24 protein-coding genes are annotated in these 23,001 nt (G+C 60.2%); 13 read left to right on the forward strand and 11 right to left on the reverse strand.

Annotated features, from left to right (window positions below):
• Positions 1 to 68 precede the first annotated feature (68 nt).
• From Q1A44_RS01585 to Q1A44_RS01595, 3 genes are all read right to left on the reverse strand, one after another.
• Positions 69 to 1,169 (reverse strand): site-specific DNA-methyltransferase, encoded by a 1,101-nt coding sequence (locus tag Q1A44_RS01585; RefSeq protein WP_299618576.1) that lies wholly within the window; start codon positions 1,167 to 1,169, stop codon positions 69 to 71.
• Between the two features lie 112 nt (positions 1,170 to 1,281).
• Entirely contained in the window at positions 1,282 to 1,872 is a 591-nt protein-coding gene (locus Q1A44_RS01590) for a ribonuclease HII (RefSeq protein WP_299618580.1), read from the reverse strand.
• Between the two features lie 167 nt (positions 1,873 to 2,039).
• Entirely contained in the window at positions 2,040 to 2,534 is a 495-nt protein-coding gene (locus tag Q1A44_RS01595; protein ID WP_299618583.1) for a hypothetical protein, read from the reverse strand.
• A gap of 181 nt (positions 2,535 to 2,715) precedes the next feature.
• Between Q1A44_RS01595 and Q1A44_RS01600 the strand changes: the two genes are divergently transcribed.
• The 3 genes from Q1A44_RS01600 to Q1A44_RS01610 all read left to right on the forward strand — a co-directional run bounded on the left by Q1A44_RS01600 (position 2,716) and on the right by Q1A44_RS01610 (position 4,607).
• Positions 2,716 to 2,997 (forward strand): hypothetical protein, encoded by a 282-nt coding sequence (locus Q1A44_RS01600; protein WP_299618586.1) that lies wholly within the window; start codon positions 2,716 to 2,718, stop codon positions 2,995 to 2,997.
• Positions 2,969 to 3,673, forward strand: a complete 705-nt coding sequence (locus tag Q1A44_RS01605; RefSeq protein ID WP_299618589.1) for a hypothetical protein — start codon at positions 2,969 to 2,971, stop codon at positions 3,671 to 3,673. The genes Q1A44_RS01600 and Q1A44_RS01605 overlap by 29 nt, the downstream gene beginning before the upstream one ends.
• Before the next feature lie 157 nt (positions 3,674 to 3,830).
• Positions 3,831 to 4,607, forward strand: coding sequence for an HpcH/HpaI aldolase/citrate lyase family protein (locus Q1A44_RS01610; protein WP_299618592.1), 777 nt, complete (start codon positions 3,831 to 3,833; stop codon positions 4,605 to 4,607).
• Between the two features lie 18 nt (positions 4,608 to 4,625).
• Here Q1A44_RS01610 and Q1A44_RS01615 read toward each other — a convergent pair whose 3' ends face one another.
• A complete protein-coding gene (locus Q1A44_RS01615) occupies positions 4,626 to 5,762 on the reverse strand; it encodes a DUF3095 domain-containing protein (RefSeq protein WP_299618595.1) in 1,137 nt (378 codons plus the stop codon).
• A 107-nt stretch (positions 5,763 to 5,869) separates the two neighbouring features.
• On the opposite strand from Q1A44_RS01615, the gene Q1A44_RS01620 reads away from it, so the two are divergent.
• On the forward strand, positions 5,870 to 7,042 hold the full coding sequence (locus tag Q1A44_RS01620) for an MFS transporter (RefSeq protein ID WP_299618598.1): 1,173 nt from the start codon (positions 5,870 to 5,872) through the stop codon (positions 7,040 to 7,042).
• A 66-nt stretch (positions 7,043 to 7,108) separates the two neighbouring features.
• Complete coding sequence (locus Q1A44_RS01625; RefSeq protein WP_299621312.1) at positions 7,109 to 8,131, forward strand: aspartate-semialdehyde dehydrogenase; 1,023 nt, start codon at positions 7,109 to 7,111, stop codon at positions 8,129 to 8,131.
• 786 nt (positions 8,132 to 8,917) lie between these two features.
• Here the strand turns inward: Q1A44_RS01625 and Q1A44_RS01630 are convergent.
• From Q1A44_RS01630 to Q1A44_RS01640, 3 genes are read right to left on the reverse strand one after another with little or no spacing between them, the layout of a single operon-like run.
• The gene (locus tag Q1A44_RS01630; protein WP_299618601.1) at positions 8,918 to 9,229 is read right to left on the reverse strand and encodes a transcriptional regulator; all 312 of its coding nucleotides are present in this window, start codon (positions 9,227 to 9,229) and stop codon (positions 8,918 to 8,920) included.
• A gap of 4 nt (positions 9,230 to 9,233) precedes the next feature.
• The gene (locus tag Q1A44_RS01635) at positions 9,234 to 10,211 is read right to left on the reverse strand and encodes a sodium-dependent bicarbonate transport family permease (protein WP_299618604.1); all 978 of its coding nucleotides are present in this window, start codon (positions 10,209 to 10,211) and stop codon (positions 9,234 to 9,236) included.
• 27 nt (positions 10,212 to 10,238) lie between these two features.
• A complete protein-coding gene (locus Q1A44_RS01640) occupies positions 10,239 to 10,889 on the reverse strand; it encodes a carbonic anhydrase (RefSeq protein ID WP_299618607.1) in 651 nt (216 codons plus the stop codon).
• A gap of 157 nt (positions 10,890 to 11,046) precedes the next feature.
• Between Q1A44_RS01640 and Q1A44_RS01645 the strand changes: the two genes are divergently transcribed.
• The 3 genes from Q1A44_RS01645 to Q1A44_RS01655 all read left to right on the forward strand — a co-directional run bounded on the left by Q1A44_RS01645 (position 11,047) and on the right by Q1A44_RS01655 (position 13,651).
• Positions 11,047 to 11,427, forward strand: a complete 381-nt coding sequence (locus Q1A44_RS01645) for a hypothetical protein (protein WP_299618610.1) — start codon at positions 11,047 to 11,049, stop codon at positions 11,425 to 11,427.
• A 71-nt stretch (positions 11,428 to 11,498) separates the two neighbouring features.
• The gene (locus Q1A44_RS01650; RefSeq protein ID WP_299618613.1) at positions 11,499 to 12,881 is read left to right on the forward strand and encodes a M17 family metallopeptidase; all 1,383 of its coding nucleotides are present in this window, start codon (positions 11,499 to 11,501) and stop codon (positions 12,879 to 12,881) included.
• Positions 12,878 to 13,651: a C40 family peptidase gene (locus Q1A44_RS01655; RefSeq protein WP_299618616.1), complete on the forward strand. Its 774-nt coding sequence runs from the start codon at positions 12,878 to 12,880 to the stop codon at positions 13,649 to 13,651. Before Q1A44_RS01650 ends, Q1A44_RS01655 begins: the two co-directional genes overlap by 4 nt.
• Positions 13,652 to 13,784: 133 nt before the next feature.
• Here the strand turns inward: Q1A44_RS01655 and Q1A44_RS01660 are convergent, their stop codons facing one another.
• A complete protein-coding gene (locus Q1A44_RS01660) occupies positions 13,785 to 14,132 on the reverse strand; it encodes a DUF2794 domain-containing protein (protein WP_299618619.1) in 348 nt (115 codons plus the stop codon).
• A 111-nt stretch (positions 14,133 to 14,243) separates the two neighbouring features.
• Between Q1A44_RS01660 and paaI the strand changes: the two genes are divergently transcribed.
• Together paaI and paaK are read left to right on the forward strand one after the other, a co-directional pair.
• Positions 14,244 to 14,678: a hydroxyphenylacetyl-CoA thioesterase PaaI gene (gene paaI / locus Q1A44_RS01665; protein ID WP_299618622.1), complete on the forward strand. Its 435-nt coding sequence runs from the start codon at positions 14,244 to 14,246 to the stop codon at positions 14,676 to 14,678.
• Positions 14,675 to 15,979, forward strand: a complete 1,305-nt coding sequence (paaK, locus tag Q1A44_RS01670) for a phenylacetate--CoA ligase PaaK (protein ID WP_299618625.1) — start codon at positions 14,675 to 14,677, stop codon at positions 15,977 to 15,979. Before paaI ends, paaK begins: the two co-directional genes overlap by 4 nt.
• Here paaK and Q1A44_RS01675 read toward each other — a convergent pair.
• Positions 15,976 to 16,656 carry a dimethylsulfonioproprionate lyase family protein gene (locus tag Q1A44_RS01675; protein WP_299618628.1) on the reverse strand — a complete coding sequence of 227 codons (681 nt, stop codon included), beginning with the start codon at positions 16,654 to 16,656 and terminating at the stop codon, positions 15,976 to 15,978. The genes paaK and Q1A44_RS01675 overlap by 4 nt on opposite strands.
• 296 nt (positions 16,657 to 16,952) lie before the next feature.
• Here Q1A44_RS01675 and Q1A44_RS01680 point away from each other — a divergent pair, with 296 nt between their 5' ends.
• Entirely contained in the window at positions 16,953 to 18,476 is a 1,524-nt protein-coding gene (locus Q1A44_RS01680; protein ID WP_299618631.1) for an ABC-F family ATP-binding cassette domain-containing protein, read from the forward strand.
• 32 nt (positions 18,477 to 18,508) lie between these two features.
• Here the strand turns inward: Q1A44_RS01680 and Q1A44_RS01685 are convergent, their stop codons facing one another.
• Positions 18,509 to 20,167 (reverse strand): DNA polymerase Y family protein, encoded by a 1,659-nt coding sequence (locus Q1A44_RS01685; protein ID WP_299618634.1) that lies wholly within the window; start codon positions 20,165 to 20,167, stop codon positions 18,509 to 18,511.
• Between the two features lie 85 nt (positions 20,168 to 20,252).
• Positions 20,253 to 20,870 (reverse strand): TetR/AcrR family transcriptional regulator, encoded by a 618-nt coding sequence (locus Q1A44_RS01690; protein WP_299618637.1) that lies wholly within the window; start codon positions 20,868 to 20,870, stop codon positions 20,253 to 20,255.
• A gap of 137 nt (positions 20,871 to 21,007) precedes the next feature.
• Here Q1A44_RS01690 and mbfA point away from each other — a divergent pair, with 137 nt between their 5' ends.
• Together mbfA and Q1A44_RS01700 are read left to right on the forward strand one after the other, a co-directional pair.
• Positions 21,008 to 21,982, forward strand: a complete 975-nt coding sequence (mbfA, locus tag Q1A44_RS01695; RefSeq protein ID WP_299618640.1) for an iron exporter MbfA — start codon at positions 21,008 to 21,010, stop codon at positions 21,980 to 21,982.
• A 32-nt stretch (positions 21,983 to 22,014) separates the two neighbouring features.
• A complete protein-coding gene (locus tag Q1A44_RS01700) occupies positions 22,015 to 22,938 on the forward strand; it encodes an AEC family transporter (RefSeq protein ID WP_299618643.1) in 924 nt (307 codons plus the stop codon).
• Positions 22,939 to 23,001: the final 63 nt, after the last annotated feature.

A 23,001-nucleotide genomic window follows, 5' to 3' on the forward strand; every position in this document is an offset into this window, starting at 1 on the left:
GTTTTCCAGTTCGAGCGCTGAGCGCAAGAGGCAGGGAAAATCGACACACTAGAAACGTAAAGTTTCATTCAGCTGTGCATTTCGGCACGAATCTGCTGGCGCAGAACGTCGATGGGCACAACCTTGCCCTCGCGTTTAAAGCACCAATAGGTCCAGCCATTGCAACTGGGCGCGCCTTCCAGATGGGCACCCACCTGGTGGATCGAGCCTTTGATATCGTCACCGATCAAGGTGCCATCAGCGCGCACCTTGGCCTTGTGGCGTTTGTTCATCGAATACAACTCTTCGCCAGGTCGCAGCATACCGCGCTCGACCAACTGCCCAAAAGGCACACGCGGCTCAGCACGTTTGGAGGCGGAAACGGTCAGCGCCTCGCGGTCAAACTTGCGTACATTGGCGATGCGGGCCTCAGCGACCTTGCGATAGGCGGCTTCACGCTCGATCCCGATAAACTCGCGCCCCAGCATTTTGGCCACAGCACCTGTTGTGCCTGTACCAAAGAACGGATCCAGGACCACGTCGCCAGGATTGGTCGACCCGACCAGCACACGGTGCAATAGGCTTTCTGGTTTTTGGGTCGGATGGGCCTTGTCGCCCTGATCATCCTTCAGCCGCTCGTGACCTGTACAGATCGGCAGGACCCAATCCGAGCGCATCTGAATACCCTCGTTCAGGGCCTTCAGCGCCTCATAGTTGAACGTGTATTTGCTGGCTTCGGACTTGCCCGCCCAGATCATCGTCTCGTGCGCGTTGGTGAACCGCTTGCCGCGGAAATTCGGCATCGGGTTGGACTTGCGCCACACAACGTCGTTCAGAATCCAGAACCCTTCGTTCTGAAGCGACGAGCCAACACGGAAAATGTTGTGGTAGCTGCCGATGACCCAGATCGCGCCATTGGGCTTGAGCAACCGGCGGGCGGCCTTCAACCAAGCCGTGGTAAATTCGTCGTAAGCACGAAAGGAATTGAATTGATCCCAGTGGTCATCAACCGCATCCACCTTGCTGTTGTCCGGGCGATGCAAATCACCCTTCAACTGCAAGTTATAAGGCGGATCGGCAAAGATAAGATCAACGCTGCCAGCAGGCAGGCTGTTCATCACGTCAATGCAGTCACCCGCAATAATCTGGTTCAAGGGAAGCGCCTCAGCGCCCTTTACATGTTTCGTCATCGTCTGCCTCTGTCCCCGGCACATTTTGTGCTCGTTGGTTGGCTTCAAGATGGAACGTAGCTGATTCGCGGTCAATTTCTTTTTTGAATCAGTGAGTTAAGAAATTTTCTTGTCACAACATATTGTGGACGGGTTTGAACGAACGTCTATGGTGTGGGGTCACACCCAGATTTCGAAGCGCTGCCATGTGGCTTTTTGATCCGTATCCCATGTTGGTGTGCCAGCCATAGCCGGGATGCTGTTGCGCCAAATCCACCATGATCCGATCGCGACATATTTTGGCCACAATTGAGGCCGCCGCAATGGACAGCGATCGGCCGTCTCCCTTGACCAAAGTCGTCGCCGGCAGGGTCAGGCCGCGCGGGATCATGTTGCCGTCAATCAACAGGTGATCCGGCGACGAACGCAGCCCTGCCACCGCTCGCTCCATCGCCAGATGCGAGGCGCGCAGAATGTTGATCTCGTCAATCTCGGCCACCGACGCATGGGCCACACTGACATCAGCGCAAGCGATCAATTCTGCCCAAAGGGCATCGCGTTTGCGCGCCGTCAGCTTTTTGGAATCGTCCAGTCCCGCCGGAATGCACGCAGCGTCCAAGACAACAGCCGCCGCCGTCACCGGCCCGGCCAGGGGGCCACGGCCCACCTCGTCCACACCGGCCACACAACCGTCAATCCGCGCCTCATAGGAATAGTCAGGCACGCCGGTCCCCTTCTCTGTTCGAAAAAACCCCACCGGAGGCAAAGCACGTTCGCAACCCAAGCGCAAATCCCCATGACCCGGAACGGAAAAAGAGGGCGGTGCCCGAACACCGCCCTCTTCAGTTTGATCCGCGCCCGGGAACATGGGCGCGGGTCACAGACCCGTTCTTAGTGACGGGCCAATTGGAAACCGTGGCGGCTCAGGCAGCGGGCGCGGTAGCCATAGCGGAGCCCGCGTTCTGTCCGAAACCGGGTGCTGCAGCGTTCGGGCAGACGGTGCACATGGTTGTAGTGACGCTCCAGGCAGCGCTCGCCAAAGACACGCAAGCGACCATCCCGGCCTTGCACACTGCGCAAACACCGCTGCGGCAAAAGCTTATGACCGACGCGCGGGGGCAAAGGGCGCGGATGCACGCGTTTGTGGACACCATGTGTACCACGGTCATCGCGGGGATAGTCGCGCAGGTCACTTCCATGCTTGGCCTTCTTGTCATCCCGTGAGTTCTTGATCACGACGCCCAGCACCGCCAGGCCCGCGAGGGCAGCGAGCGCCTTGCCCAGGTCATCATCGCCGGCGCGGGCGGGGGCCGCACTGAAACCGGTGATGGCAATGGCGGCGGCGGCAACCGCTGCAATGAATTGGCGGGAGATGATGTGGGGCATGGGGGCAGTCCTTCTCGGGTTCGTTAAGTTTAAAGTTTATGGGCCAATGCGTTTGGTCCTTGATCCAAAACTGGGCCACCCCCCCTCAGACAGGCAATAACGGCCCCCTGTTATCCAATAACATCGTGCTCAGACCTCTGATGTTATTGAATATCCCGCCGTTCCAGCCCAGTCTGGGGTCATGAAACAGATCGCCCTTTCTTTCGTGCTCACGCTGGCCCTCGCGGGCGGTGCGACCGCGCAATGCTTTGCCGACTACAAGGCAAAACAGGACAATCCGCTGCGGCTGCATTACGGTGTGGCGCAACTCTCCGGTGACTGCTCAAGCGGAGCAGCCCGATCAGAGCTGCAGGGCCGACTGTCCGCGCAAGGCTGGACTCTGCTCCAGGTGATGTCCGTTTTTGGCCCAGACGGGCTTGATCAAAGGAAAGACAGTGCAGGACAATACTACCTCCGCTTCTGAGATGCGGCGCACGGGCGGGCGGCTGGTGGTCGTGGGGATCGCGGGTATCCTGATCCTGCTTCTGGGCGCGGCACTCTTGCTCTTTTTGACACTCCCCGACAGTGGGGCTTTTGACGCCCGTGTCGAACGGATGTTCATTGAGAACGCCGATCTGACAAGTCAGGCGGAAATCAAGCTGCTCGAAATCCTCGCCCAATCCGGCACCGCCTTTTCGGATACGCTGGCAAGCTACAGGCTGGTCATCTATGTGCTGCTGGTCTTTGCCACCGGTATGATGAGCGCGGCACTGGTCTTCCTTATCCTTCTGGTCGGCTTCAACCGGCGCATGGCCCAAATCGAACGAGTCGGCATCCAGGTTAATTCGCTTCTGATCAGCCGCGAGGAAAACACCGTCTACCTCAACAACCTCGGTTTCAAACTGACGGATGCGGCGATGGAAACCATGTCGGTTCTTGCCGAGGCCCGGATGGATGACGATGTGCTGTCAGGCTCGGAAATCGAAGGGGTGATTTCAGGCCGCAATTCCGCTGATTGCGACGAGGCGGCGGGTGCCACCCGGATCAAACGGCTGCGTGACACATTGGGCAACCAGATCGTCAGCGAATTACTGGTCAAGAACATCGCCAGACGGGGCTATATGCTGGCAGTGGAAAAAGACGTGATCAAAGTCCTCTGATTCTCTTCTCTTGAAAAATACTCCCGCGCGGAGCGCAAAAACGCAACTGCCGGAGGCAGATGCAAAACATCGGGTGGCGCGCATGCGCCTCATTTCACCAGTAGCCACGGGTGCCACGACAGGTCTAGGGTGCGCCAACACCAAAAGGAGACGCCTCATGCCCGCCCCCCATAACCCGTTCAAGGCCGCCCTGAAAAACGGCGAAACCGTCATTGGCTGCTGGCTGTCTCTGGGCGACGTGTTGCCCACCGAAATCGCGGGCACTGCCGGGTTCGACTGGCTGCTGATCGACGGCGAACACACGCCCTATGATATCAGCCGTATGCGGATGCAGTTGATGGCGCTTGCTGCCTCTGACAGCCACGCCGCCGTCCGCGTCCCCAGTGGAGAGACATGGATCATCAAACAGGTGATGGATGCAGGTGCGCAAACTGTGCTGGTGCCCATGGTCGAAAGCGCCGAACAGGCGCGGCAACTGGTGCATGACGTCCGATACCCGCCCACCGGCGGGCGCGGCGTCGGCTATTCCGGCGCGCGGTGCAGCCGTTTTGGCGAGATCACTGACTATGGCACCACCGCTGACGATCAGATTTGTCTGCTGATCCAAGTTGAAAATCGGGCGGGTATTGCGGCTCTTGACGAAATCCTCGCTGTCGACGGCATTGACGGCGTGTTCATCGGCCCCGCGGATTTGTCAGCCGACATGGGCTTTATGGGGCAGATCAAACACCCCGAAGTCCAAGCGACGATCAAGGGCGCGTTCCAGCGAATCGAGGCGGCGGGCAAGGCCCCCGGCGTGCTGTCGACCCAATCGGACATGACGCAGGACATGATCGACGCGGGCGCCCGCTTTGTCGCCACGGGCGTTGACCTGCAACTGCTCGCGGGCGCGTTGCGGGACCTGGCCAAGCAGTGGATGCCGCCCGCCAAATGAGGGCGGATCAAATCCGTCCTACGGGGATGCACCATCCTTGATCCCCATGGCGGCCTGAGTATAGCCCCCCGCAGCCCCGTCGATGAAGTGCACATGGCTGTCGTCCATGATGGACGGCACGATGCATGTCATCATCGCCTCGTCCTGCATGTGCATGCCGTAATGCACGATGCCACGCCCGCGCGCCTCATCCAGAACGGCGCGCAGCCGGGCCACGGTCTCGGCGTCACAATCAATTGTCATCTTCAGCCCGTCGTCGAACTTGCGGAAATCGGCATTGGCCCCCACGACCCGCTGATAGTGCGCCGGATCGAACCCGCCCAGCTTGATCCGCGTCGTCAAAAATACCCAGGCCAGCGCTGTCTCGATCATGATCTGCCGCTTGCGCTTGGCCAGTGATCCGCTCCCACGGCTTGCATGGGCCTCAAGCATCGCGCCGGGTGGTGGCCAACCGAACCCCGGCCCCTCGGCCGGCGCCGGGTGCCCGCCCCGTTCCAGGTGCCGCACAAGGTCCAACACCGATTGCGCCACCGCGCCAAAGGCGTCGGCATCCACGCCCTCACCCGGCTGCACCAGCAGCGACAAGATAGTGCCGTTGCGGGCCTGCATGTGGTTCCAGCGGCAGCTCAACCCCTCAAGGTTTGGCTGCGTGCCGGGGGCTGCGGCGGCGACGGTTTCTACCCCGTCTTTCATCCGGTTCTCGGCCCAGCTTACCCCACCACCCGCAAACATCGCATAGTCCACGTCCTCAGACGCGCGATACCGGGCCACCGCCACCTCGCGCCCTGCCGTCCGTATCTCGGACACGGGAAACAGCCCAACGCGGAGGCCCATGTCAAACTCTTCACGCGCCCAGACCTGCACAGCGGCCAGCGCCGCCGCCGCTTCGTCCTCAAACTCCGGCGGATGGGCAAAGGCGGCCCCATCGCCGCCAAAAACGTATGGAAAAGCACGCCCCCCCGCCGCGTTGATCTGAGCCGAGATCACGGCAGCCCCAACCATGTTCACCACCTTGTACTTGCCAGCGGCAATCGCGTCGGTTGATCCGATGATGTCAGAGGTCCCCACAACCCAGTCTTTTGGCAACGGGGTATAGCGCGCTGGATCTGCTAGATCAGAGAAGGCAGAGCGTCGCGGCAATTGGTCATAGAACATGAAACGCTCCTCTTTCCGGGACGACCCTAGCACGGCATGCGGGTACGGCAATCACACTTGCGCGTCCGGCACACCCATGCGACGCAAGGGCAAGGGATGGAGACCTCATGCAAATCGGATTGATCTTGCTGGCGCTGGCCTATGTGCTCAGCCAGTTTTTTCGCGCTTTTCTAGCAGTGCTTGCAGGCCCGCTTGAGGCAGAGCTTGGGATTGCACCTGACGTATTGGCCACCGCCTCGGGGCTTTGGTTCCTGTCCTTTGCGGCCATGCAGATCCCCGTGGGCTGGGCGCTTGATACCATCGGGCCACGTCGCACGTCTGGTTGGCTCTTGCTGGTCGGCGGGGCGGGGGGCTCGGCACTGTTCGCCTTGGCTCAAGGTCCGCTCTATATCCACGCGGCCATGCTCCTGATCGGGATCGGCTGTTCGCCAGTCCTGATGGCCAGTTTCTACAAATTCGCGCGCGAGTTTAACCCGACCCGTTTTGCCACACTGGCCGCCGTGATGATCGGTGTCGGCACTGTGGGCAATCTGATCTCTTCCTTTCCCATGGCCTTTGCCGCCGAGACGATCGGCTGGCGCAACGCGATGTGGGGTCTAGCCTTTGTTTCGGGGATGGTGGCTTTGGGCTGCCTGATAACCGTCCGCGACCCGGACAAACCGCAGGGTGAGGCCAAGGGATCACTGTTCGATCTGCTCAAGATGCCCGCCCTCTGGGTGATCTTTCCGATCATGTTCGTGAACTATGCGCCCATTGCGGGGATCAGGGGATTATGGATCGGCCCATACCTAAGCGATGTGTTCGCCATGACGACGGCCCAGATCGGGGTTGCCACTCTGGTAATGAGCGTCGCGATGATCCTTGGAACCCTCGCCTATGGTCCGCTCGACCGGATTCTGGGGACCCGCAAATGGATTGTCTTTGGGGGCAACCTGATCACTGCCAGCGCAACTCTGGCGCTCGCATTCTGGATCGGGGCCAGCCAGACGCTTGCTATCGCCCTTATGGTGGGCATCGGCTTTTTTGGCGCGAGCTTTCCGGTCATCATCGCCCACGCGCGCAGCTTTTTCCCACCCCACCTGACCGGGCGTGGCGTGACGCTGATGAACCTCTTTGGAATCGGGGGCGTAGGGGTCATGCAATTCGCATCGGGCCGCATCCACACGGCCAGCGCGGGTAGTGACACCGCTGTCCCCTATGTCGCCATCTTCGGCTTTTTCGGTGTGGCCCTTTTGCTTGGCCTCGCCATCTATGCACGCAGCCGTGACAGCACCGCCTGACACGCCCCTTTCCCCCGCAAGGCTTTGGGTATAAAGCCCCCTCACCTACCCAAAAAGGAGAAGATGATGGGGTATCGTGTCGTCGTCGCAGGTGCCACTGGCAACGTGGGCCGCGAAATGCTGAACATCCTGGCCGAGCGCCAGTTTCCCGTGGACGAACTGACCGTTCTGGCCAGCCGCCGTTCGCTGGGCACGGAAGTGTCGTTCGGTGACAAGACGCTCACGACGAAGGACCTCGACACCTTCGATTTCACGGGCTGGGACATGGCATTGTTTGCCATCGGCTCGGACGCGACAAAGAAGTATGCGCCTATCGCGGCCAAAGCCGGTTGCGTGGTGATCGATAACTCCTCGCTGTATCGCTACGACCCCGATGTGCCGCTGATCGTGCCCGAAGTGAACGCGGACGCCATCGAAGGCTATGCCAAGAAAAACATCATCGCCAACCCCAACTGCTCGACCGCGCAGATGGTTGTGGCGCTCAAGCCGCTGCACGACCGCGCCACGATCAAGCGGGTTGTGGTCAGCACGTACCAGTCCGTTTCGGGTGCTGGCAAAGAGGGCATGGACGAGCTTTGGGACCAGACCAAGGCGGTCTATAACCCGACATCTGACGTGCCCCCGAACAAGTTCCAGAAACAGATCGCCTTCAACGTGATTCCACAAATCGACGTCTTCATGGAAGACGGCTCGACCAAGGAAGAGTGGAAGATGGTCGTTGAGACCAAGAAAATCGTTGACCCCTCGATCAAGGTCACAGCGACCTGCGTGCGGGTTCCGGTGTTTGTGGGCCACTCCGAGGCGGTCAATGTCGAATTCGAAGATTTCCTGGACGAGGACGAGGCGCGTGACATCCTGCGCGAGGCGCCAGGTGTGATGGTGATCGACAAGCGCGAACCCGGTGGTTACGTGTCGCCTATCGAATGCGTAGGCGACTACGCAACGTTCATCAGCCGCATCCGCCAAGACAGCACGATCGACAACGGCCTCAACTTTTGGTGCGTGTCGGACAACCTGCGCAAGGGTGCGGCCCTGAACGCCGTGCAGATTGCAGAACTGCTGGGCAATCGGGTTCTGAAAAAGGGCTGACGCACACAGCCAGAGATTCGCGATTGGGGGCCCACCGTGGCCCCCTTTTTTCTTTTCGGGCCAATCATGGTTGCTGTGCAGTTAACAGAGTGGCGACCCGAGCATGCACAATGGAGTATTTTCGCGATAGATAGAGTTTTAACGATGATAATTTCGCGCTTAAATCCCTGATTTGAAATGCAAAAAACCATGGTTAACGCGTTTTCGAAAACTGCGCTGGAATCAGCAATAAATTAGTAATTTGCCACTGTCATACCTGTCTCATCGAATGGCCGGGGGGTCGGACGATATCCATCCTCCGGGTTGGATCAACGACCGGCCGGGGGGCCGGACAGACGATGAGGTGAGTGGGATGTTGAGTTGGGTGCGCACGGTTTGCCGTGCAGAAGAAGGAAGTGACACAAACGATAACGCCTGGGGGCGTGAACGTGTCACACGCCAGGAAATCGCGGCGCTCTTTGCCGACGAACTTGGGTATAAAGTGCCGCAAAAGCGCACAGAAAAACGCGGGGCAAAGCCCCGTCGTTTCGTGGCAGGACGCCAATTTCAAACCGTTTGAAACGATCAGTCGAGCGCATCACTGCGCCCGGTATCGGTCAAAGGCGGCTCTGCATAGCTTCGCTGCGTGATCGGTCAAATTGGGCCAGGGCACTGCGGCATAGGTCAAAGCTTGCGTGCAAATGGGTAAAAAGCGTTCGAGGTGCGTGGCACGCAAGCGGGGTGAGGTAACGAGTGGTGAGCGGCATGGCGGGCAACTGTCATGTCGCTCGTTTCGTTCGACAATCCCTAAAACCGTTCCGCCCGCAAAACCTCGCAATCGCTGACAGTCACAACGCCGATATGCCGATCCACAACGGTAAAGGCCGCATCCAGAAGAGTATCCAAGCGGTCCGGCCGGATCACGCACACCACCTGCACCATGCCGCCCGCACGGGTCACCTGGCCCTCACGGCTCCAGGCGCCGGACCGGCCCGAACCGCCCAGCACCGGCAACACCGTCCAACCGGTCACGCCGGCTTCGGATATGGCGTCGGTCAGGCGGCTTTGCATCACCAGTTCGATGATGATCGCCACACGTTTCGCTTGATGGGTCTGCATGGCCTCAGCCTCCGGTCAGGGCGCTGGCAACCGACACGTAAATCGGAATGCCCAGCGTCAGGTTAAACGGGAATGTCACGCCCAGCGACAAGGTCAGGTAAATCGACGGGTTCGCCTCTGGCAAGGCCACCCGCATCGCCGCTGGCACCGCGATATAGCTGGCCGACGCCGACAGCACCATGAAAAGGGCCACGCCCCCGGTGCTGACGCCCAACAGCAATCCGGTCGCAAGCCCCGCGCTTGCCCCGACCAACGGCATCACCACGCCAAAGGCGAGGACGCCAGGCTTCAAAACGCCCGATCCGCCGCGCAATCCGCGCCCGGCAACCAGCCCCATATCCAACAGGAACAAGCACAAAACGCCTTGGAACGGCGACACGATAAAGGCCTCGATGCGTTCCAATCCGTCATTCCCGGTGATCCAGCCAATGAAAAAGCTGCCCACGAGCAAGACGATGGACCCATTCAACATGATCTCGCGCATCAGGTCGCCGTCCATCCGGCGGCTGTCTCCGCCGCGCGAAATCAACCACAGGGCCGACAGAATCGCCGGTGCCTCCATCGCGGCGGCCACGGCCACCATGTACCCTTCGGCTGCGATCCCGCTGCTCTCCAGAACAGACGTCGCCGCAACAAAGGTCACGATAGAGATTGAGCCGTAATGCGCCGCCACCGCCGCCGCATCAAGGCGGCTGAGGTTGCCCATCACCTGCAACAAGCCAAAGGCGACACTCGGCAACGCCGCCGACAGAACGATACCCGCCACCAATGACGAGGCCAAAGTGGCATCAATCCCATGATCGGCCACACTCACCCCGCCTTTGAACCCGATGGCAAACAACAGATAGATCGACATACCCTTGGCCACAGCCTCGGGAATGTTCAGGTCCGATCGCGCAAGCGCCGCCGCGACGCCCAGCGCAAAGCTCAGGATTATGGGCGACAAAAGGTTCGTCGCCGCCAGACTAAGGATTTGATCCATCTGGACCCCTTTTAGATAAAGACCCGGTCAAACCGGCTGAAAGTCGAGTGTTTTACCCATGAACTGGCTCATCCCGCCCTCTGAGATATCGTGCCAGAGGCCATGCACGCTCAGCGATCCGTCGTTTACGCGGCTTTCGATAAAGGGAAAGGTCATCAGGTTTTCCATCGAGATGACAACAGCCAATTGCTCAAGCCGTCGAACCTGGGCAGCTTTGTCCTCGACGTCCTGCACTTCTGCGTATTTCGGGCGCAAAATGTCCATCCAGCGACCCACAAAGCTCGATTTTTCCTCAAGATCTGGCGCGCGGCCCTCGCACATATCCAGACAGCCCTGAACACCGCCACAGTTGGAGTGACCCAGAACCACAATATGGGCGACCTTCAAAACCGTTACCGCATATTCCACGGCGGCCGAGGTGCCATGGTGGTCGCCATCCGGCTCGTAGGGCGGCACAAGATTGGCGATGTTGCGATGGATGAAAAACTCGCCCTGATCCGCCCCGAAAATCGACGTTACCTGTACCCGGCTGTCACAGCACGAAATCAGCATCGCGCGCGGGCGCTGCCCTTCATTGGCAAGGCGGCGATACCACGCGCTGTTTTCCGCATAGGTCGTCGCTTTCCAACCCTGATAGCGTTGCAAAAGAAATGTCGGAAGCGGTTTGACCCTGTGCATTTTACGTCCCTCGGCCTTTTGTTTGGGCTGATTAACGGCAATTCGAACCAAATTCGAGAGAAAAGGCACTTTGGCCCTAACCATTTGAGAACCGTCTACATGGCAAGACGTTCGGGCCGTGGGGGCAAATGACTTGGGGTGACCAGAGGTGAGACAGTTGAATTCCGTAACACAAATCCGTCCGGCCGAACCGGTGCGAGTCGATCATGACCGGCTGGGGGCGCTTTATTCCGATATGGGCCATTCCGGGGCCGAAGACGTCGTCTGCCGCGCGATGGAGGAGCTTGCCCTGCGCATGGCCCATTGCGACAGGTTGCACCGGGCTGGCGACTTGGACGAGCTGCGCAAATCGGCACGCTCCCTGATCGCCATTGCAGATCAGATCGGCATGGGCCTTTTGGCCAAGGTGGCCGCTGACGTGATGGTCTGTATCGATTGTGGCGACCGCGTTGCCCTGGGGGCCACGCTGGGCCGCCTGATGCGCGCGGGTGAGGGGTCGTTGACCGCCATCTGGGATCTGCAAGACATCACGATCTAGAGGGCAACGGGCCTTGCGGCACCGGGCAAACAGGCTAGGGTCACGGGCATCCAAATCTCAAAGGTGCCCTAATGCCGCTGTCCTTCGCCACCGATCCAACCGACGCCATTCCTTTGCATCTGCTGGACGAGGATAACGCCAGCAAGTGGATTGCGGCACAGGATGAGGCGACCCAAAACTGGGCCAAAGTCAACGGATTCACCGGCGGTCTAGGGCAAGTTCTGGTCTGTCCGGGCCCAAATGGAATCGCGCTGTGCGCCGCGGGTTACGGCACCGAAGCCGCGCGTGCACGGGGGCGATTCCACCTGGCTGCCGCGGCCAATCGCCTGCCCGCTGGCGCATATGTGTTGCATCACGACCTGAGCACCGAAACACTGGAAAACGAAGCGCTCGGTTGGCTTCTCGCCAGCTACCGCTTTGATCGCTACAAGAGCCAATCGGCCATGCAGGCGCAGCTGCTGGCGCCCGAAGGTATTGAAAAGGAACGCATTACCGCCATCGCCAATGGCGAGGCGCTCACACGGACACTGATCAACACACCCGCCTCAGACATGGGCCCGCCCGACCTGGAAGATGCCGCGCGCGACCTTGCCACTTCGTTCAACGCGCAGTTCGGCGTGACCATCGGTGATGACCTCCTCGATCAGAACCTCCCGATGATTCACGCCGTGGGTCGCGCCGCCAACCGCGCTCCGCGCCTTATCGACATGCGCTGGGGCGATGCGGGCCCAAAATTGACGCTTGTCGGCAAAGGGGTCTGCTTTGACACAGGCGGGCTCAACCTCAAACCTGGTGCCTCCATGGGGTTGATGAAGAAGGATATGGGAGGATCGGCGGCAGTCCTCGGCCTCGCCCACATGATCATGGCGATGGGGCTGCAACTCCAACTCCGCATCCTGATCCCGGCGGTCGAAAACAGTGTCGCAGGCAGTGCTTTTCGGCCCGGCGACATTCTCACCTCCCGCAAGGGGCTTACGATCGAGATCAACAATACCGATGCCGAAGGGCGGCTGGTACTGGCAGACGCGCTGGCGCTGGCGGATGAGGAACAGCCCGATCTCATCATTTCTATGGCCACGCTCACCGGGGCCGCACGCGTGGCAGTGGGCCCCGATCTTGCGCCCTACTACACCGATGACACCCACTTGGTCGCGGCCCTCGAAACCGCCGCAAAAACCAGCGCCGACCCGGTTTGGCGGATGCCCTTTCACACGCCTTATGAGGCAATGATCGAACCGGGCATTGCCGATTTGGACAACGCCCCCAAAGGCGGCTTTGCAGGCTCGATCACGGCGGCACTCTTCTTGCGCCGCTTTGTCACCGACACGGCGAAATACATGCATTTCGACATCTATGGTTGGCAACCCAGCGACGCACCCGCACGCGCCAAAGGGGGCGTGGGTCAGGGCACACGGGCACTGCTCGCAGCCCTGCCAGAGGCGCTCGATCTATGACGGACGCACGGGTCACACCGGATCCTGCCATCGCCAAAACCAGCAAGGCGGGACAGATCGGATGGGCCGATGTTGACCTGCTGCGGCACCCCAACGGTCCCCGTGACCGGCAACTCCTGTTGGGCGACGCTGTCACAATCCTCGGGTCACGAGACGACCACATCTACGTCCAGGCGGAAAAAGACGGCTATGTCGGCTATGTCCCAAGTGACAGCCTGACGGAGCCTACAAAGGTCACCCATCAGATCACTGCGGCCGCCACCCATGGCTATGCCGATGCCTCGATCAAATCGCACGACCTGATCTGCCTCAGCTTTGGTGGCAAAGTCACGGCCTTGAGTGACGACCAGGAGTTTATCGAAACCGCCCAAGGTTTCATTCCGAAACAGGCGCTTTCAGAACTGCCAACCAAGCCCCAAGACCCGATCACAACGGCGCGGTTGTTCCTGAACACACCCTATCTCTGGGGTGGAAATACGCGCGCGGGGATTGACTGTTCCGGTCTGATCCAGACGGCTATGCTGAGTGCAGATATCGCCTGCCCCGGCGACAGCGACCAGCAGGAACGGCTCGGGCACTCTGTGGCACACCAGGACTACCAACCCGGCGACCTTCTTTTCTGGAAAGGGCATGTGGCACTGATCACCAGCAAAAACACAATGATCCACGCAAACGCCCACCACATGCGCGTGGTCGAAGAAGCGATTGTCCCAGCCCTCACCAGAATTGCAGATACCACTGGTCCGGTCACAGCCCACAAACGGCTCTGACCCCTTCTTTTGGCCGAAAATATCCTCGGGGGCGTTTGAGGGGGCAGACAGCCCCTTCAAAAAATGGGGAGTTTGAGGGGTGAAACCCCTCATCAGCAAAAATAGATAGTGTCCGCGCCAGCGGCCCTTTGGATCAATCCACCGCGCGGATCAACTTGCGTTCCAACACGCGCAACACGGTCTTCAGGTCATGACCGCGGCGCAGGATCTGACCATCAATGCCAATCACTGCATACATCCCCTGCTTGCCGCGCAGCTTGGGACGCTTCTCGATCCGGTACAGCGGATTTTCAGCCGTTCGGCGAAATACGGAGAACACCGCCACTTCACGTAAGGACGAAATTCCGTAATCGCGCCATTCGCCCGCCGCCACCATACGCCCATAAAGCGATAGGATTACCGACAGTTCGGTCCGGTGAAAGGCCACCTGCGGGCTGGGCATTTCGCGACTGTTTGAAGGGGGAGGGGTATGAAGCGTCATGCGCATAGACTTGCGCGCGTTGACCGACAATTCAAGAGGGATCAACAGGATGCTTGAAAGCGTTACAAAATGAGTGCAGCATTGCCAAGATCGGAAACATATAGGCACATCATGACCCCTCAGGACCGGGCCGAGCGCAGCGCTGCTGCCATGTGGGCGCACGACGCCGCCAGCAAGGCGTTGGGAATGCAGATCGAGGATATTGGACCGGGTGCTGCGACACTCACCCTGACGGTCCGCCCGGATATGCTGAACGGGCACGGCATCTGCCATGGCGGGATAATCTTTGCCATAGCCGACAGCGCCCTGGCCTTCGCCTCCAACAGCTATAACCAACTCATGGTTGCGCAGATGAACCAGATAACCTACCTCGCTCCGGGTCAGCCCGGTGAGGTTCTGTCCGCCACTGCGACCCAAACCGCCCATGCGGGGCGCACCGGGATTTACGACGTGACCGTCACGGGCGAAGGTGGGCGCAAGATTGCCGTGTTTCGCGGTCACACCCGCGCGATCACAGGCCAGCATTTCGACGAGGACGCGACATGAAAGATCTCACACCCGCCACAACCACCCTCGACCCGATCGAGATTGCAAGCCGGGACGAGATCGAAGCGCTACAGCTTGATCGCCTGAAATGGTCCTTGGCTCACGCCTACAAAAACGTGCCGCATTACACGGCCAGCTTTGACGCGGCGGGTGTGCATCCGGATGACTTGAAGTCACTTGCCGATCTTGCCAAGTTCCCTTTCACAGTCAAACAGGATCTGCGCGACAACTACCCGTTCGGCATGTTCGCTGTGCCCCGCGATCAGGTGGCCCGCATTCATGCCTCCTCTGGCACCACCGGCCAGCCCACAGTCGTCGGTTACACTGAGGCCGATCTTAAGAACTGGGGCAATGTCGTTGCCCGCTCGCTCCGCGCTGCGGGAATGCAGCCCGGCGATCTCTTACACAACGCCTATGGCTACGGCCTTTTTACCGGCGGTCTCGGCGTCCATCTGGGCGCCGACGCGCTTGGACTCACGACCGTCCCGATCTCGGGCGGTATGACCCCGCGTCAGGTCCGTCTGATCGTGGACTTCAAACCAAAGGGGATCACCGTCACGCCGTCCTACGCGCTCTCGATCCTCGACGAGTTCAACGCCCAAGGGCTTGATCCGCGCGCCAGTAGCCTGGAGGTGGGCATTTTCGGGGCCGAACCCTGGACGAATGCCATGCGCCGCGAAATCGAAGAGGCGTTCGACATGCATGCCGTTGATATCTATGGGCTTTCCGAAGTCATGGGCCCCGGCGTGTCAATGGAATGCGTGGAATCCAAGGATGGTCTACACATCTGGGAGGACCACTTTTTCCCCGAAATCATCAACCCCGACACCGGTGCCCCCGTCGCAGACGGCGAACAGGGCGAACTGGTCTTTACCTCCCTGACCAAAGAGGCCTTTCCCATCATCCGCTACCGCACCCGCGACCTGACGCGCCTGCTGCCGGGCACCGCGCGCTCGATGCGCAGGATGGAAAAAGTCACAGGCCGCAGCGACGACATGATCATCCTGCGCGGCGTCAACGTCTTCCCCACCCAGATCGAGGAATGCCTGATGGCCACCCCCGGCCTCGCCCCGCATTTTCAGATCGAGCTGACCAAACCAGACCGTATGGATCAAATGCGGATACTGTGCGAGGCCGCCGATGGCAGCCTCAGCGTTGACGCCAAATCAGCCGCGGGCCAAACACTGGCCAGCCAGATCAAGCAATCCATCGGCATCAGCGTTCAGGTTGACGTGGCAGAAGTGGGCGGCGTCGCCCGCTCGCAGGGCAAAGCCGTCCGGATCATCGACAAGCGCGGTTAGGTGGCGCGCTTGCGGGTCGAGGTCAGCTTCATATCAGGCTTGGCCAATCGCTCTTCCGGCCCGGTCCAAGCATAGGCCAACAGGCACGGCTCCCGATCGCCGGTGGTGATCCGATGCTCGTGTCCTGACCGGTTCAGAATAAGCGACCCAGGCGCAAACACCGCCTCGTTATTCTCGGACCACGCGCCCGAAATCGAAATATAGCTCTCTTCGATCTCGCTATGGCTGTGTTGGGGATAAGTGGTATTCGGGGCAAACAAGACAAAGCCCAGGATCAACGTTTCGCAGTGCACTGGCCCCTGTGGTCCCAAAACCTCGCAATAGGCATAACGTTGGGCCAGAGCCTTGGACAGCTTTTCATAGCCATATTCCCAAGTCAGATCGTCACGCACCTCGCGCAGGGCACGGGCCATCCCCTGCATTGCGCCGCGTTCCCCCAGATCAAGAGCGCGGGCAAAATGGGCAACCACCGGCTTGTCCTCGCGACTGCGGGGCAAGATCACCGGGTTCTTGGCCATGGCTGCCGACAAACGATCACGCACCCGCTTGCGATGGGACCGGATCGAGGGGCTGCCCCCCGCCGACCCATAGCGATAAAGCGCATCAAACTCGCGTAGCAAATACACCCAATTGGGGCGTTCCAACATCCGCACATCAGACCCAAGTGTTTCAGACATCGCGCACCCTCATGCAAACGAGACAGAATTTGGCCCCCCGTATATATGACGTGAAGCTCGCGCAATGGTTTCCCGTACAGGCCACATTGCGCGCACAGAAAACCAGCGCTAACATCGGCTATATCCGGTCACATCGAACAACAGGAGGGCACAAGCTGAACATGCGTATAATCCGCCGACTTCAGCATGGTCCCCGTTTCGCCCTGTAAACTCGTTTGCAGGGCCGGCCATGAACCACAACTCAGGTCTGCCCCAAGCCGCGCTGCGGCATTCAATATTTTGGACATCAGATCATCATGGCGCTTCTCAACATCAATGGCTTGGGCGTTACGCTCAGCGACCCGCTTTTCACTGACCTCAACCTAACCGTCTCCGCCGGGGACAGGATCGGGCTGGTGGCTGCCAATGGCCGGGGCAAGACAACGTTTTTGGCTTGCATCGCGGGACAGGCCGAGCCGACCACAGGTGACATCACCCGGGCGCGGGGCACGCGCGTCGGCTATGTCGAACAATACGTGCCCGAGGATGCACTGACCCGAACCCTCTATGATCATGTGCTGGCGGCCCTGCCACAGGACGAGGCCGACTACGAAAGCTGGCGGGTCGACGTGGTGCTGGGCGACCTGAACGTGCCCTATGAGTTGCAACAAAAACCTCTCGCAGAACTCAGCGGCGGCTGGCAACGGACTGCCATGCTCGCCGCTGCCTGGATCACTGAGCCCGACGTGCTGCTGCTGGACGAACCGACAAACCACCTCGACCTGCACCGTATTGCGCTCTTGCAGGATTGGCTCGCCGCCCTGCCCCGCGATGTGCCGGTGATCATGACGTCTCATGACCGTGCGTTCCTGGATGCCACAACCAACCGCACGCTGTTTCTGCGCCCCGAGCGGTCACAGGTGTTTGCCGTGCCCTTCACCCCCGCCCGCATCGCCCTTGAACAGGCGGATGAGGCCGACGCGCGCCGCTTTGCCAATGACCATAACAAGGCCAAGCGGATGCGCAAACAGGCGGCCAAGCTCAAGAATGTGGGGATCAATTCCGGCTCTGACCTGCTGTTGACCAAGACCAAACAGCTGATCGACCGCGCTGAACGGCTAGAGGCGGCGGCCCGCCCCGCCCACCGCGAACACAGTGCGGGCGACATTAAGCTGGTCAACAGCGGCACCCACGCCAAGGCCCTAATCACGCTGGACAATGTGGTGGTGGAAACGCCCGACGGTCGGGCGCTTTACGACACGGGGAAGAAGTGGATTTCGCCCGGCGACCGGGTCGTTTTGCTTGGCGCCAACGGTACGGGCAAGACGCAACTGGTCAAGTTGGTGCAACGGGCCTTGGCGGGTGACAACAGCCCGGTTAAATGCGCCCCTTCCGTCGTACCCGCCTATTCCGACCAGCATCTCAGCCAGTTGCCTGAGGCCATGACACCCATGCGCTGTGTGGCCGAACAATTCGACATTGGGGACCAGCGGGCGCGGGGCGTGTTGGCAGGCGCAGGCGTGAACATCCAGATGCAGGACACGCGGGTCAGCGCGCTGTCTGGCGGGCAAAAGGCGCGACTTGCGATGCTGATCCTGCGCCTCAAGAATCCGAACTTTTACCTGCTGGACGAACCCACGAACCACCTCGATATCGACGGCCAAGAGGCGTTGGAGGATGAGCTGATCGCCCATGAAACCTCTTGCCTTCTGGTCAGCCACGACCGCAGTTTTCTACGCAATGTCGGCAACCGGTTCTGGTGGATCAAAGGCAAAAAGCTGGAAGAGGTCGACAGCGCCGAAGCGTTCCTGGAAGGCGAGATGGCAGCCAGTGTGGCCTAGCGTACAGCTTGATCGCAAAACACGCTGCGCGCTCAGACAAAACTGCCCTGGCAAAACCACCCCGGCGACATCGCCCCGCCATGGCCGTAAAACAGCCACAGCCGCTGGCCACAGCCGGTGTCTGTGACCCAATAGTCGCGCACGCCGCTGCGCCAATTGGGGTCGTCCAGCCACCATTCCGGCGCGATCCGTTCTGGCCCAAGGGCGCGTTTGCGGGTCAGAGTCTGGCCCCGCCAGCGGAAAGTTTCGGGCAGACGCGGGGTCGCAGGCGCGTGCACGGGCTCGGGGTGCCACATCAGCAAGGGGCGCGGGTTGCTGGGTGCAGGCCACGCCCCATCATGCGGTTTTGACCAAGCAGCAGCCATGACTTTATGAGACTTTTCAGGAATATGGCTGTCGGACGGGTGCAGGCGGCGGATCGCCTCCAGCCCCACACGTGCGCCCAGCCGCCCCACCAGATCATCCAGCGCATTGGCCTGGTTCAGGCGGGCCTGCACTGCGGCGCCTGCCTCCAGGTGTCCCACCGCATGGGCTTCATACAGCGGCTCGACCTGCACAGCGACAAGGCGCAGCATGTCAATACCAAAGCCTGCGTCGATACTATCTACCTTCATCTCCAGCAGGGGGCGAATGCGGTTGGGATCATGGCTGGGCTGGGCTAGGCCCACCTCGACCACCTCAACGGAATGATCGCTGCGATGGGCGTAGAGGGTCACGTGGCGCGCGCCTTTTCCCTTGTTCTCCAACGTTTTGCACAGACGAGGTAGTAACCGATCCACCCCCGCCATCACGTCTTGGGTCAAGCCGATCGGCTCTGGCAGGGTCATGCGCACTGCAAAATGGTCAGGCGCCTTGGCGGGCGACACCGGCTCGGGCGCGCTGCCCATTGCCTGATCCAACCGCAGGACAAGGCCCCGGCCAAAGCGCCGCGCCAGCCCCGCCCGTGGTTGACCCAACAGGTCGCCCACACGGCGCAGCCCCAGCCGCGCCAGTTGGGCACTGGTGTCCGGATCAAGGCGCAGGGCCGCAATGGGAAGGGGCGTCAGTGCAGTATATGTCTGGCCGGGTGGCGCGATCCGCACCACATCTGCGCGCCCTGCCCGCACAGGCGGGGCGGCCCCACCCTTGGTCCAATGCCGCCGCTTGCCCGCCCGCGATCGGGTCGCGCGCGCCTCTTGGTCAATGGCATCACCCGATCGGTCCGACCCCGTGGCCCGCCCCGCATAACGCGCCAGCGCCCAAGCTGCCCCGCGGGTGTCGGCCAGACCCATCAACACACTCAACCCCAGATCGGTGCAATCATCCTCAACCACCTGCATCAACGGCCCCTCACCGCCAAACAGATGCGCGCAACCCGTCAGATCCACCACCAGCCCGTCGCCGTCCTCGGGCGCAACCCAGGGGCTGAACTTGCCCGCCCAGCGCTGCAACGTCTCAAGAAACCGCTGCTCCGCCACCGTGCTGCGCGGAAAGGTCATCAGCCCCGGACACATCGCATGGGCGTCCCGCACGGGTTGACCCACCGTCAGGCCCAAACCCTGCGCCACATCGTTAAGGGACGACACCACTTGCATATTTTGACGGTCTTCAATCACAGCCAAAGGCTGATCGGCCAGCGCAGGCCGCCGCCGGATCAGGCGTTCAGCCCCCAATCGGGGAAACCATAGGGACAGGATTCGGCGGTCGGACATTGCAAAAAGTTCACATTTTGTTCCAGCCCTGAATACGCTGAGTCGCCCGAACGAGTCGACCCACCTTCATTGTTCCAATAAATACTCAAACGCCGTAGCGGGCCAGAAAGGTCTCGACAGCACCTTCAACAACCCGCTCGATATCCTCATCGCTCACTGATGAAATCACGCCAAACATGAGGCGCGGCCAGATATCCGCCTTGCACAGCTCGCCAAACTGATCCGCCGCGAGGGTCAGATCGTCAATCTTCAGCTCGCCCCGGGCGATTGAGGCGGTAAAGTATTCCCGCATTTCGGCCCGCATCCGCTCAGGCCCGGACTTGTAAAAGGCACGCCCGATCTCGGGAAACCGATCCGATTCCGCCACGCAGATGCGAAACACCTGCTGGCCAAACTTTGAGGTCAAAAAACGCAAAAAATGCCGTCCTGCCTGGCACAAAACGTCACGCGGCGGCGCGCTCATGTCGATATTGTCAACGGCATCCTGGCTTTGGCGGGCGCATTCCAGATTGGCCACCTCCATGAACAGCAGCCGCTTGTCGGGGAAATAACTGTAAAGCGTCGCCTTGCTGACGCCCGCCTGTTTGGCGATATCATCGACGCTTGCCCCCTCGAACCCGTCCACCATGAACACCGCGCGCGCGCCCTCAAGAACCTGGTCAAATTTTCGGCCTTTGCGGACGATGGGGCTGGCGTCGTTCATGTGTATTCCTGTCTTCGGCCTAATGGATATAAACCGTTTCGTTCAGTTCCGACAGAAAAATCGGCGGATCGGCTTGCAACTCGCGCGATGCACGCCATCATAGATTGGAATCATTCTAAATAAGCAAAGGGGCGCATATGCGTTTCTCATTCAATCGCAAACGGTTCAAAGACCTCTCTGAACAGGAAATTCTGGCGCTGGCCATCTCGTCCGAAGAGGACGACGCGCGCATCTACCGTGGCTATGCCGAAACCTTGCGCGAAGAGTTCCCGGCGAGTGCTGCCATTTTCGATGGTATGGCAACCGAGGAAGACGGGCACCGCCAGCGACTGATTGATCTGCACAGAGACCGCTTTGGCGAAACAATCCCGCTCATCCGCCGCGAACATGTGTCGGGCTATTACAACCGTCGTCCTGTCTGGCTGGTCGAAAACCTCAGCCTTGATCGCATCCGCTCCGAAGCTGAAGCGATGGAACGCGAGGCGGCCCATTTCTATACCAGCGCCGCGGCCCGCACCTCAGATGCGGCGACGCGCAAACTGCTGGGCGATCTAGCGGCCGCCGAGGCCGGGCATGAGAAAACCGCAAACGCGCTCGAAGATCAACATTTGGACGAGGCCACGCGCACCTCTGAGGACGACAAGGACAAGCGACAGTTCATACTGACCTGGGTGCAGCCGGGTCTTGCGGGCCTCATGGATGGGTCGGTGTCGACCCTCGCCCCGATCTTTGCCGTGGCCTTTGCCACCCAGGACACGTGGACAACCTTTTTGGTCGGCCTCGCCGCGTCAGTCGGCGCCGGAATTTCGATGGGCTTTACCGAGGCCGCCTCGGACGATGGCGAACTGTCAGGGCGCGGATCACCGATCAAACGCGGCTTTGCCTCTGGCATTATGACGACCGTAGGGGGGTTGGGGCACGCCTTACCCTACCTCATCCCTGACTTTTGGACGGCCACAATCACGGCCATCGCCGTGGTTTTTGTTGAACTATGGGCCATCGCCTGGATTCAGAACAAGTATATGGACACGCCGTTCTGGCGGGCCACGCTGCAGGTTGTGGTAGGCGGCGCGCTGGTCTTTGCCGCAGGCGTATTAATCGGCAGCGGATAGACTTGGGCGGCGTGCGCAGCTAAGTCTGGTGCATGCTGCCGATCCTTCTGAAAACGCTCCCCTTCTTTGCACTGATCGGCCTGGGTTACTGGGCGGGACGCACCCGGTTTTTCACCGAAGAGGCCACCGCCTACCTCACCAAATTCGTGTTCTATTTTGCACTGTCGGCAATGATCTTCCGCTTTGCCGCCAATCTAGAATTGGCAGAAGTCTGGGACACGCAGCTGGTTCTGGCCTATTTGTCCGGCACAATCGTGGTCTATTGCATCGCGACAGCGGTGGGCGCGCTGCGCGGCCTTAGGATCGAAACGACAGCCGTCGAGGCGCAATGCGCCGTAATCGGCAATGCGGGCTTTTTGGGTCTGCCTATGCTGGCGCTGCTTTTTGGGCCCGCAGCCATCGGCCCTGTCATGCTGGTATTGGCCACTGATCTGATCGTCTTTTCCAGCCTGATCGTGATATTGATCACGATTGGGCGCGATGGGCGCATGTCCCTGTCGATTATCAAGACGATCCTGTCCGGGCTGGTGCGCAACCCGATGATCGTCGCCATGACACTCGGGCTGGCATGGTCGGGCCTAAAACTGCCCATTCCGACCCCGATGAACGACTTTCTGAGCATTCTGGGCGGGGCGGCAACGCCGGGTGCCCTCTTCGCCATCGGCGCATCGCTGGCCTCAAAATCGGCGGAGCGAATGGAGATTGCGGGCTGGCTCAGCTTTTGCAAGCTGGTGCTGCATCCGGCATTCGTGGCTGTGTCCGCGATCTATATTTTCAATGTAGAAAGCTTTGGGGCCGCGATGATCATTGCCTGCGCCGCAATGCCAGTGGCGGGCAACATTTATATGCTGGCGCAGCATTACGGCGTGGCCCCACAACGGGTGTCCGCCGCAATCCTCGTCTCAACCACGCTAAGCATCGTGACCCTCACGGCCGTCATCGCATGGATCAGTTGAACGCCCTTCATCGTTCCCAATAAATGCCCGCCGGAGGCTCCGACCGCTTGCCGCACGACCAAA

The organism is uncultured Tateyamaria sp. (genome assembly GCF_947503705.1).
In the GTDB taxonomy this organism is placed as follows: Bacteria; Pseudomonadota; Alphaproteobacteria; order Rhodobacterales; family Rhodobacteraceae; genus Tateyamaria.